Origin of the sequence: Limosilactobacillus secaliphilus, assembly GCF_001437055.1 — a bacterium.
Classification (GTDB): domain Bacteria; phylum Bacillota; class Bacilli; order Lactobacillales; family Lactobacillaceae; genus Limosilactobacillus; species Limosilactobacillus secaliphilus.
Genome location: NZ_JQBW01000004.1, coordinates 255580 through 267410 on the forward strand (window position 1 = coordinate 255580; position 11831 = coordinate 267410).

At 51.9% G+C, this 11831-nt stretch carries 11 protein-coding genes; 4 read left to right on the top strand and 7 right to left on the bottom strand.

Going from position 1 to position 11831, the window contains the following annotated elements; translation table 11 throughout:
* Positions 1-102: 102 nt before the first annotated feature.
* From IV45_RS01235 to IV45_RS01250, 4 genes are all read right to left on the bottom strand, one after another.
* Positions 103-1032 (bottom strand): LacI family DNA-binding transcriptional regulator, encoded by a 930-nt coding sequence (locus tag IV45_RS01235; RefSeq protein WP_057739857.1) that lies wholly within the window; start codon positions 1030-1032, stop codon positions 103-105.
* Positions 1033-1236: 204 nt separating this feature from the next.
* Positions 1237-2394 carry a PIN/TRAM domain-containing protein gene (locus IV45_RS01240; protein WP_057739859.1) on the bottom strand — a complete coding sequence of 386 codons (1158 nt, stop codon included), beginning with the start codon at positions 2392-2394 and terminating at the stop codon, positions 1237-1239.
* Between the two features lie 21 nt (positions 2395-2415).
* Complete coding sequence (gene radA / locus IV45_RS01245) at positions 2416-3789, bottom strand: DNA repair protein RadA (RefSeq protein WP_057739861.1); 1374 nt, start codon at positions 3787-3789, stop codon at positions 2416-2418.
* A 21-nt stretch (positions 3790-3810) separates the two neighbouring features.
* Positions 3811-4347 (bottom strand): dCTP deaminase/dUTPase family protein, encoded by a 537-nt coding sequence (locus IV45_RS01250; protein WP_057739863.1) that lies wholly within the window; start codon positions 4345-4347, stop codon positions 3811-3813.
* Between the two features lie 138 nt (positions 4348-4485).
* Here IV45_RS01250 and IV45_RS01255 point away from each other — a divergent pair, with 138 nt between their 5' ends.
* The 4 genes from IV45_RS01255 to IV45_RS01270 are packed head-to-tail and all read left to right on the top strand — an operon-like array spanning position 4486 to position 7527.
* Positions 4486-4779, top strand: coding sequence for a GNAT family N-acetyltransferase (locus IV45_RS01255; protein ID WP_057739865.1), 294 nt, complete (start codon positions 4486-4488; stop codon positions 4777-4779).
* A gap of 17 nt (positions 4780-4796) precedes the next feature.
* Positions 4797-5480 carry a ribose-5-phosphate isomerase RpiA gene (gene rpiA, locus IV45_RS01260; protein WP_057739867.1) on the top strand — a complete coding sequence of 228 codons (684 nt, stop codon included), beginning with the start codon at positions 4797-4799 and terminating at the stop codon, positions 5478-5480.
* Between the two features lie 45 nt (positions 5481-5525).
* Complete coding sequence (locus IV45_RS01265) at positions 5526-6140, top strand: sugar O-acetyltransferase (RefSeq protein ID WP_057739869.1); 615 nt, start codon at positions 5526-5528, stop codon at positions 6138-6140.
* Positions 6141-6189: 49 nt separating this feature from the next.
* The gene (locus IV45_RS01270; protein WP_057739871.1) at positions 6190-7527 is read left to right on the top strand and encodes a C1 family peptidase; all 1338 of its coding nucleotides are present in this window, start codon (positions 6190-6192) and stop codon (positions 7525-7527) included.
* 85 nt (positions 7528-7612) lie between these two features.
* Here the strand turns inward: IV45_RS01270 and IV45_RS01275 are convergent, their stop codons facing one another.
* From IV45_RS01275 to IV45_RS01285, 3 genes are read right to left on the bottom strand one after another with little or no spacing between them, the layout of a single operon-like run.
* Positions 7613-10141, bottom strand: a complete 2529-nt coding sequence (locus IV45_RS01275) for a M1 family metallopeptidase (RefSeq protein ID WP_057739873.1) — start codon at positions 10139-10141, stop codon at positions 7613-7615.
* Position 10142: 1 nt separating this feature from the next.
* Positions 10143-11045: an alpha/beta hydrolase gene (locus IV45_RS01280; protein ID WP_057739874.1), complete on the bottom strand. Its 903-nt coding sequence runs from the start codon at positions 11043-11045 to the stop codon at positions 10143-10145.
* The gene (locus IV45_RS01285; protein WP_057739877.1) at positions 11032-11727 is read right to left on the bottom strand and encodes a 2,3-bisphosphoglycerate-dependent phosphoglycerate mutase; all 696 of its coding nucleotides are present in this window, start codon (positions 11725-11727) and stop codon (positions 11032-11034) included. Before IV45_RS01285 ends, IV45_RS01280 begins: the two co-directional genes overlap by 14 nt.
* Positions 11728-11831: the final 104 nt, after the last annotated feature.

Sequence of the window (11831 nt, forward strand, 5' to 3'; positions counted from 1 at the left end):
CTTTTTTCGATTTTTAAGTGAATATTGATTTACTTATTTAAGTTGCCCATATAAAACAAAAAAGCGCGACCGAAGTCAGATGGGCTTCAAAATCGTGCTCTATTAGATGAAACGATATGGTACGTAGAGGTGATTTCTGCGCTTCTTGAACAGCACTTTAACCGCCGCCTGGCCTAGCTTCCGCGGTTGCAAGTCGATCACCTGACCATCATGAAAAAGGATCTGCATCCACTGGCTGTTGTTGAAGCAGATGACCGGAATATTCAACGGACGCAGGCGCTGGGCGTGCTTAATATATAAAACATCATCCGCAAACACCAGGCCGTCCACTTGGGGATGAGAACGCAGGTATTTTGTAATCGAGAACTCATCGTCCACTTGCAGTTTGGTGGCCGTCAGCTTTTGGCCCTTCATCACCGCCAAATATCCCGTTAACCGGCTCTTTTCGAAGGACTTTTCTTGTGTCGACATCACAAACGCCGGTTGACTGACCCCTGACTGGGCCAGTATCCGCTCCGTCGCTTCACGCCCTACCTTCACGTTATCGTTATCCACGAAACGGTCGGTCGCCGCAATGGGCTGACCAACGATCGTGAACCGCAGCTTGTGTGCCCGCAGGTATTGGGTGACCGGGTCATTAGGATCGGAGTACAAAAGAACAAAATATTCGACCCTGATCTGGTCCACCATGGATTCGACTTGGCGCATCAATTCTTTTTGATCCTGGGTCACCGCGACCATCATTTCAAAGTCTTTCTTCTGCAGCTCTTCGCTGATCCCCCGCATGATGTCGATATGGAAGGGGTTGGCTGGCGTGTTGGCCTCCATAATGGGAAAGATGACGCCGACGATGTTTGCATGGCCCCGGGTGAGGTTTTGCGCGGAAAAATTCGGCTTGTAACCCAATTTCTTAGCCACAGCTTGAACGTGCTGGCGGGTCTGCTCACTAATCCGCGAATTGTTGTTTAATGCCCGCGAGGCTGTCGAAACCGAGACTCCCGCTTCCTTGGCAATATTTTTAATCGTGACCACGTGCTTTCCCCCGTTTCCCGTTAATCTTTTTTATTCTATCAGTTTATGCACAAAGGCAAAAGGGCAAAAATGAAGGGGCCGTGACATAAAGCTATATATAATCAGAAGTGCTCTCGCATAGTAAAAAAGAGCTCCAGTGTCCGGAAGATCCGAATACTGGAGCTCTATTAGTGCTTGCGACGATTCGCCAACTAGCTAATCGTTTTATGATTTTTTCTTGTCGTTGTTTGAATGATCGGCGCCCTTCTTGTCACCGTGATCATCGCCAATCCCGCGAGTCGAGTGGGACGGCCGGGCAAAGATCATGCGACCGGCATCCGTCTGCAAGGCACTGGTGACTTCCACGTTGATGAGCTGATTCATGTAGAAGCGACCATCTTCGACCACGACCATCGTGCCGTCGTCCAAGTAGGCCACCCCTTGCTGACGTTCGGTCCCCTTCTTAACCACCGTGACTTCCAGGTGTTGGCCCGGAATGACCCGTGGCCGCAGAGACTTGGCCAGGTTATTAATGTTCAAGACCTGGACGTTTTGGAATTGGATGACCTTATTCAGGTTCCAATCGTTGGTCACGATCACCCCGTCAACCTTCTTGGCTAAGGCGATCAACTTGCTGTCTACTTCGGGAATGTCTTCAAAGTCGCCCTCATACATTTCAATGGGCACGATCTTTTCCTTGCGCAATTTATTCAGAATGTCCAAACCGCGCCGGCCCCGCACCCGCTTGATGCTGTCGCCGGAATCGGCAATGTACTGCAGCTCATACAAGACGAAGTTGGGAACCAATAATGTCCCTTCCAGAAAACCGGTCTTGGCCAGGTCGTAAATCCGGCCATCGATCAGGATGTTGGTGTCCAAAATCTTGTAGTGGTGGTAGTTATTGTCCTGCCGCTTGATGATCGAGCCATCCTGGGCGTTGTACTTTGGCGGCCGTCTGAGAGTCAGCAGGCCCTTCCATTCATCCAGACGGGTCGTCCCCAACCGGAAGCCGAAGTAACTAAAGATCACCATCAAGAGGATCGGTACTACGTTGTTAACCACGGGGATGGACAAACGCCATAATGGAATCGAAATTAAAATTGCAAGAATTAACCCCACGATCGTCAGCAAAGCACCGAACAACAGGTAGATCGGGCTCTTTTGGGTCAGGTATTTTTCAACCCGCTGCGTGCTGGCCAAAATCCAGTTCGTCAGTGTCAATGACAAGAGCCAGAAGATCACTGCCCCAATGACAACATCCGCAGCCACCATCAACGCCGGCGCAATGTTGACACCGATAGCTGGCCACAATGGTCCTAAGTAGTAGTAACCAATTGCCGCACCAAATAATACAAATAAAATTCGGATAAATCCTTTCCGCATCGGTTAACCTCCTTTCTTAATTTATGACAAAGCTAATTTTAATGCTTCACCGATGGTTGTTACACCAATAATTTGAATCTTTTCATGCGGGTCCCAGCCCTGCAGGTTGTTCTTCGGCACGAATATCCGCCGGAAACCAAGCTTGGCTGCCTCACGAACCCGCTGTTCAATCCGGTTGACCCGGCGAATCTCACCAGTCAACCCGACTTCGCCAACAAAGGCGTCGGTCGGCCGCGTTCCCTTATCACGGTAGCTGGAGGCAATGGCAACGGCAATCGCCAAGTCAATTGCCGGTTCATCCAGTTTGACACCACCAGCGGCTTTCAAGTAGGCGTCCTGGTTTTGCAACAAGAGGTTGGCTCGCTTCTCCAAGACCGCCATGATTAAGGAAACCCGGTTGCGGTTCAGGCCTGTCGCCGTTCGTTGGGCATTGCCGAAAACGGATGGCGTGATCAACGCTTGAATTTCGACCAGAATCGGCCGCGTCCCTTCCAAGGAAACCACGACCGCCGAACCGGTAGCGTCCTTTAAACGTTCTTCCAGAAAGATTTCGGACGGGTTGGCAACTTCCTTTAAACCGTCGCTGTGCATCTCGAAGATCCCCAGCTCGTTGGTTGACCCAAACCGGTTCTTCACCGACCGTAAAATCCGGTAGGTGTGGTGCAAGTCACCCTCAAAGTATAGAACCGTGTCCACCATGTGCTCAAGGATTTTGGGACCGGCAAGCACGCCACCCTTAGTGACATGCCCAACCACGAAGACGGTAATGTTCTTGCCCTTGGCCACCTGCATTAATTGGGCGGTCACCGCACGGATCTGGGAGACACTGCCGATTGCGGAGGTCACGTCGGTCGCCTGCATGGTCTGCACCGAGTCGATAATGACGTACTCAGGGTTCAGATTGTCAATCGTGGCACGGATACTGTCCATGTTGGTCTCCGGATAGATGTAAAAGTCGTCCCCGGCGACACCCAGTCGTTCCGCACGCATCTTGATTTGGGTGGCACTCTCTTCGCCGGACACGTACAAAACCGAATGGCCCTCGGCACTCAGTTGGCCGGACACCTGCAAAAGCAAGGTCGACTTACCGATACCCGGATCACCACCGATCAGCACCAGGGAACCGGGCACGATGCCGCCACCCAAGACCCGGTTGAATTCCTCTAGCTTCGTCTTGACCCGTGGCGTTTCATGCGTGTTGATTTCATTTAACCGCTCTGGTTTGGCCACGATACCGGTCAAAGTCGTTGTGGTCGTCTGCGGCTTTTTCACCGTTGTCTGATCAACTTCTTCAACCAGGGTGTTCCACTGACCACAATTGGGACAGCGGCCCAGGTAACGGGGTGACGTGTAGCCACAGTTTTGGCAAACATAATGTGTTTTTGCTTTGGCCATCATCAGCCTTCTTTCTCGTCGTTAACGCTTGGTTGAACCGAAACCGCCAACCCGCTGAATTTGGGGTTTGGCCTCGTCGTCAGCCGTCAAGTATGGGACAAATATCCCCTGCGCAATCCGGTCGCCCTTCTTGATCCGGTAATCAGTCAAGCCGTAGTTGATCAGCTGAACGAAGATTTCCCCTTCATTGTTCGGGTTGTTGTAGTAATCGGCGTCAATGATTCCGACACCGTTTGGCAAAATCAGCCGCCGCTTGAAAGGACCGCTGGACCGGTTGAACAGCATCAGTACTTCGTCGGGCTGCATATAAGCTTTAATTCCCGTTGGCACCAGATAGGGCTGCAAGGACTGATCAGCCAGCAAGGCCTTTTCGTCATTTAACTGGTTGCCCTTGCGTAAGTGGCGCAATGCCTTTAAGAATGACCGCTTCCAGATGGACGGGAGAACAAAGTCTTCTGCTGCTTGAAAGTCGTAACCGGCCGCCTGCTTCGTCTGCCGCTTGGGCAGCTCCAGGCCTTGATCACGCTTCGTGGAAACAATCTCAAACCCACGTTTCACGTTTCTTCACCTCGTTTTAAACATACGTATCAATTGTAACATGACCGTCCCCTGACTTTGCCCTGCTTGACTTTTATTTATAAAACAGTAACAATTTATGGAAGATTGATTATTTGATGAACGCTAAAGGAGTAAGGCATGCAGCTGACTTTTGCAGATGAAAAAATGACGGCCGTGGACGACCAGGGAAACTGGCTGGGTGAGATTGCCTGTCCCGTGTTGGACCACGAGCGCAAAATCGTTGTTGTTGAGCGGGTCTTCGTGGTTCCGGCCTACCGGGGTCAGGGCCTGGCCGCTAAATTGATGCAGGCCTTCGTCGACCATGCGCGCGAAGAGTCTTGGCAACTAGAGATCATGTGTCCCTACGCTAAGATGTGGTTTAGTCTGCACGACGAGGCCAGCGACGTGCTCTACCAGCGTCATCACGGATAAAACAGGAGGGTTCTTTAATGGATCAAAACGAATTGAAAGCACAAGTGGGTGCTGAAGCAGTTAAATACGTTAAGGACGGCATGATCGTCGGCTTGGGGACCGGCTCAACTGTCCGCTACATGGTTGATGCCTTAGGCAAGCGGGTTCAAGAAGAGGGCCTACACATTGTCGGCGTAACCACTTCCACCCGGACCACTAAGCAGGCGGAATCCTTAGGCATCACCATTAAGGATATTGACGATGTTGACCATATCGACCTATGCATCGATGGTGCCGACCAAGTTGACGACGACTTCAACGGCATCAAGGGTGGCGGTGGCGCCCTGCTGTGGGAAAAGATCGTGAACAACGCTTCCGTGAAGAAGATCTGGATCGTTGACCAGTCCAAGCTCTGCCACCGCATTGGTGCATTCGGTGTGCCAGTAGAAGTGATTCCATTCGGCGCCCAGCACGTCTTCAACCGCTTTGTGAAGAAGGGTTACAAACCACAATGGCGGATGACCGACGATAACAAGAAGTACCGCACCGATGAAAACAACTACATCATTGATCTGAAGGTCGGGGAAATTGCCGATCCGCACGCCCTGGCTGAAGATCTGATCCACACGGTTGGTGTCGTTGAACACGGGTTATTCTTGAACCGGGTCGACATGGTCATCGTTGGCCGCGACAATGGTCCAGAAGTATTGCAAGCTAAATAAGTTGATCAGACCGGGATTTCCCGGCCTTTTTTGTTTGGAGGAAAAATGGATAAAAACACGCAGCAAATGCTGAATGGCGAGCCGTACGAAGCAGGCACGCCGGAATTATCAAAAATGATGCAGAAGGCGCACCGCATCTGCGCCGAGTACAACCAATTGAGCGATGACCACGATCCGAAGCGAGAAGCACTTTTGCAGGAGCTGATCCCCAATCATGGCGACAACTGTTATTTACAGGGGCCGATCCACTTTGACTATGGCCGTTTCACGAAATTGGGTAAGGGCTTCTATGCCAACTACAACTTCACGGTCCTAGATGTTGCCCCTGTCACAATCGGCGATAACGTGCTCTGCGGCCCCAGCGTCACCATTGCCACCGCGATGCATCCGCTGATGTGGCAGCAGCGCAACCCCCGGACCCAACCAGACGGCAAGTTCACCACGGTGGAATACGCCAAGCCGATCGTCATCGATGACAATTGTTGGCTGGCCAGCAGCGTCACGGTCTGCCCCGGCGTCCACATTGGAGCAGGCTCCGTCATTGCCGCTGGCGCCGTCGTCACCCACGATATCCCGGCTAATTCGCTGGCCGCCGGTGTACCAGCCAAGGTCATTCGGGGAATCACCCCGGCCGACCGGTGCAATCATTATCCTTATTGATCATTTTCAGCTATAATGTTCTTTAATTAACTTAATAGGAGTGATTAATTTGACTTTTGCAATCAGTCACGATGATATCAACGAATTTGCTAAAGATTACCATAACCGTCCTGAAGCCCGCGTTATTGAAAACGCAGTGACCAAGAACGGGGTCAAGGCTGCCAGCTTCAATTGGCACTCAATCGCCGACAACGACCCCCACTTCTCCATCGAACTGCACACCGGTGATGTTGCCGACCAAAAGCAGTCCGGCCGCTGCTGGCTTTTTGCCGCTTTGAACACCATGCGTCACGAAATGCAGCAGAAGTTCAACCTGCCGGACAACTTTGAACTTTCTCAGTCCTACCAGTTCTTCTGGGACAAGTTTGAAAAGGCCAACTACTTCTACGAAAACGTATTGAAGACCGCTGATCTGGACCACGATGACCGTCGCGTTGCCTGGTTGATGGAAACCCCACAGGGTGATGGTGGTCAATGGGACATGCTCTGCGCCCTGATTGACAAGTATGGGGTGGTTCCACAGTCCGCAATGCCGGAATCATTCAACTCCAACCGGTCTGACGGGATCAACGACGTCTTGAACAACCAGCTCCGCCACGACGCGGTCATCCTGCGGCAACTGGCCCAAAACAAAGCCAGCGAAGCGCAAATCAATGACACCCGCAAGTCCATGCTGAACAACGTCTACCGGATGCTGTCCTATGCCTTTGGCGAACCGGTACAGAACTTCGACTTCGAATACCGGACCAAGAAGGATAAGAAGTTCCATCGTGACGCCAGCTTGACCCCACAGACCTTCTTCAAGAAGTACGTGGGCTGGAACTTAGCCGATTACATCTCCATCATCAACGCCCCAACTGCCGACAAGCAGTATGGCAAGACCTACACCATCGACATGCTGGGCAACGTTGTGGGTGGTCGCCAAGTTAAGCACCTGAACCTGTCCATGGACGACTTCAAGCAGCTGGCCATCAAGCAATTGAAGGCGGGCGAAAGCGTCTGGTTCGGTTCTGACGTCATCAAATACTCCGAAACCAAGCAAGGAATCATGGCGCTGAACACCTATGATTACTCCGCCCTGTTCGACACTGACCTGGACATGACCAAGGCCCAAGCTCTCGATTACGGCGAAAGCATGATGGACCACGCCATGGTTCTGACCGGTGTTGACCTCGTTGACGGCAAGCCAACCAAGTGGAAGGTTGAAAACTCCTGGGGCCCGAAAGTCGGCACAAAGGGTTACTTCGTCATGAGTGACGCTTGGATGGACAAGTACTGCTACCAAGTTGTAATCAACCAGAAATACCTGTCCGATGAACAACGCAAGCAGGAAGCCCAAGAGCCGATTGTCCTGAAGCCATGGGATCCAATGGGTACTTTAGCCTAAAACCCATTTAAAAATATTGACCAACAAAAAACGTGGATGTTCGAAATGAGCATCCACGTTTTTGTATAGCTAATTAAGTCTTAAATTAGTGAACCAACTTGGCCACTGCACTGTTGACGGCATCCTTTTCGCTGTCGATCAACTTTGCCCGGCCGGCAATGATCCGGATATCCATCTTGATGTCACGGCCTAAGCCAGGAACACTTTCCTTCGGGCCAAAGAAGTCCTTGTATTCGTTCAGTTCGGCCGGAGTGTAGAAGGCACTAGCGGTGTCGTTGATGAAGCGGCTGAACTCCATGTCGCCACCGAGGCGTTCCCAGAGCCAATCCCACTGGTCACGGAACCAATCCCAAGCAATTGGCTTAGCGGTTGGGTTGTCCAAGATGAAGTGGTACCAGTAACGAATGTCTTGTGGCTTGATGACATCGGTCTGTTCAAACTGGCTGATGACCTGCTTGATCAAGTCAGGATCTTGGGCCATGCACATTGCGTTGGCCAGGTCCATCTTGAATGCTGGGTCCGTGCTTTCTTGGTAGAGCTTCAGCAGCTTTGCCAGCAAGTCAGCATTGCCGTAGTGTTCCATTTCGTTGTCCAGAACCAATGGCCGGATGGCAGCAGACAGAGCACTCAAGTTGTCGCCATTCTCGGTGAAGAGCTGGTGAGCAATCTTTTCGGCATCGGCATTCTGGGCGTACAGAGCAGCACGCAGAACGTAAGGACGAGTCAATTGATCGTCAATGCCTTCGCTAGATTTAGTGTCCCAGCCTAAGCGAGCGGCTTGGCTTTCACTCAATTGGGTAAACAACTGACGCAGGTTGGCGCCCGTCTGGCCATTCGGGTCAACGAAGTGCTTCAGGCTGTTGGCTATCTGGTACAAGCCGGAGTTGACGATGTAGGACTTGCTCTGAGCAAACTTCGGCAGCAGGTCAACCAAGCCGGCGTAGTTCGTCTGGCCACCTTCAGCCAGCAGGCGCAGGTCTTGCAGCAGCTGCAATTGAGCGATGTTGTCCAGGTCATCCTTGTGGGCCATGATGTCGTCCAACAAGGTCTGGTCATACTTAACGATGAAGTGCGAGTTGTTGCCAACGTTCAGACGGAATGGCTTGCCGTTCTTCTGGCGCAGGTCTTGGTAGTCGCCCAGGTCTAAGTCGGCATCCTTCATGATGGTTGGGGCAGCGTCGTAGTTAGCGTTCAACGGAATCTGCCACAGACGGCCCTTGTCTTCATGTTCACCGATGAAGAACTGTTCTTGGTGCAGCTTCAGGTGACCGTTTTCAACCATTACGGAAACCACTGGGAAGCCTGGCTGATTCAGCCATGAGTGCATGATGGCACCAATGTCCATACCGGAAGCCTTGCTCAATGCATTCCACAGATCGTCACCCTTGGCGTTGTGGTACTTGTGTTCGTCGAAGTACAGCTTCAGGCCCTTACGCAGGTTGTCGTCACCCAGCAGTGAACGAACCATAACCAGCATCCGTGAACCCTTGGCATAAACGATGGCACTGTCGAAGATGGAACTGATATCTGCAGGGTCTTCAACTTCCACGTGAACGGATTGAACGCCATCAATGGCATCTCGCTGCAGGGCCATTGGAACTTCTGAGGTCTGGAAGGTTTCCCAAATCTTCCAGTCAGGTTCCAGGTGGTCAACACAGACGTATTCCATCATGTTGGCGAAGCTTTCATTCAACCACAGATCGTCCCACCAGTTCATCGTTACCAGGTCACCGAACCATTGGTGAGCCAGTTCGTGGGTAACCGTGGTGGCAACGTGTTCCTTCTGTGGCAAGGTAGCGTTATCCGGATCCAGCAGCATGTAGGATTCACGGTAAGTTACCAGGCCCCAGTTTTCCATGGCACCGGCTGAGAAGTCAGGCAATGCCAGCTGGTATGAATGCGGCAGCGGGTATGGCGTCTGGTAGAAGTCTTCGTAGAATTCGATGGCCCGCTTGGCAATGTCCAAGGCCAGGTCTAATTCCTTCGGCTTGTGGGCCTTGGTAGCGAAGACCCCGATCTGAACGCCGCTCTTGGTTTCGGTCAGCTTCTTCTGCATGTCACCAAAGGCAAAGGCTACCAGGTATGGTGAAATCCGCAGGGTCTGCTGGAAATAGTGCACGCCGTCTTTTTCGTGATCTTCGGGCATGTTGGCAATGATCGTCTCGCCTGGCTTTTCGTCAAACTTGATGGCCATGTCAAAGGTTGCCTTGGCGGCTGGTTCATCGATCAATGGGAAGGCCTGCCGAGCAAAGGTCGTTTCAAACTGCGTCCCGATCAATTCCTGCTTTTGGCCGTTCAGCTGGTAGTATGACGGGTAAATGCCCATCATTGTGTCGGTCAGAGCGGTGTGGTACTTGATTACCACCGTCGTGTCACCGGCAGCTGGCAAGGTGATGTCCACCTTTTCGTTGTCGTCATCGACTTGGTAATCCACATCGTTCCCATCGACTTGAACACTGTCAATCTTCAGGAACTTCTGGTTAACGGCCACCTGAGTCTGGTTGGCATGCCCGGTCATCGTTACCTGACCTTCAATCGTCTTGTTTGCCCGATTAATATCAACGAAGATCTGATAGTTCTTCGGCACAAAGTCATCTAAAAGTCGCTTGCTCATGTTAGTCCTCCTTATCATTGCCATCGCCTTGCTTGACGATGCCATCCAAAAACTGCCGCACAATCGAATAAATCTGCGGGCTCCAAAAATCGCGCTCGTGGTTGGCACCCTTCACGCGGTATGCCTCGACGCTGGCACCAACTTCCTGCAGACGATCGTACATCTTGACCATCTGATCGTAGGCTACGACCTGGTCTTGATCACCATGCATCAACAGGAATGGTGGATACTGCTGCCCCTCTTTGACGTGGGTCAGCGGGCTCATCTCCTTTTTCTTTGCCTGCCACTGCTTGGGGTCAGTCCCAAACAGGCAGATTTGCAATAGGTCTGCACCCGGAACTTTGTCTGCCTGCTTGAAGGTTTCCGTGACGTCAGTCGGTGCAAAGCAACTGACGACCGCACTGACCTGGTCGGACTGATTGGTGTAACTGTCGCTTTCGTAACGCGGATCGTCGATGGTCAGTCCCGTCAAGAGGGCCGCGTTGGCACCAGATGATGTTCCCCAAACAACTACACGCTTGGGATCAATACAGTACTCACTGGCATGCTTGCGCAGGTAGCGAATAGCAGTCTTGACATCCTTCAAAAAAGCGGGGAAGGGATGGCCATCCAGCGAGCTGCGGTGTTGAATCGTTGCCACCACATAGCCGTAGTGGACGAATTGCACCAGCTGCGGGATCTCTTCGCCCATCGTCGGCCGCCGCCAGGAAGATCCCTGGACGAACACAATCAGCGGTCGTGGCTTCGGCTTGGGTGCCGATTTCAAATAACCGCTGCGCTGCGTCCATGGCGCCAAAACGTCCATCTTGAGTGCTTCGCCATCCTCTGCGGCGTAGACGATATTCTCAATCAGCCGCACCTGCCCCGCCATTGTCGGGTTGTTTTCGACTTCATGAATTGCCATTTACTTCACCATCCCTGATAATCTGCTTGTCAATCAAGTTCAGCCGGTCGTCAAAGTGATAGACGATTGGCTGCCCATTGGGTACTTCGACCTGATCAATCTTGTCATCCGGCACCTGTTCGATGTACTTAACCAGCGCTCGTAATGTACTACCGTGGGCCACAATCAGCTGGTTATGGTTATCCAACAGGCGTGGAGCAATGTGATCTTGCCAATAAGGCAGAATGCGTTGCAACGTCATCTGCAGGCTTTCGCTCAACGGCTCCTTAACGCCCAAGCGGTCATAGCGCCGTTCGTGCTGCCGTTTTTTAAGCCGTGGCGGCACTTCGGTATAACCACGCCGCCAGCGGTGCAAAGTTTCAAGGCCGACCTTCTTGCCTACTGCGGCCTTGTTCAAGCCACTCAATGCACCATAGTGACGTTCGTTCAAACGCCAAGTCTTGTGCATCGGAATGTAAAGCTGGTCGATCTCATCCAAAATGATATTGGCCGTAATGATCGACCGCTTCATGTAGGACGTGTACACGTCGGTAAAAACGTAACCTTTGGCCTTCAGTTCTGCGCCAACCTGCCGGCCCTGGGCGATCCCCTTTGCAGTCAACGGTGAATCACTCCAGCCGGTAAAAACATTGTCTAAATTGGCCTGACTCTGTCCATGACGAACCATTACCAGAGTTGCCATAATTCTGCCACCCCCAAGTTTACTTACACGCTTACTATTTTACACCCTTTTGGTGATTACTTGAGCATGATCGGCTTGCTTATCTCAATGTCTTACCAGATTGG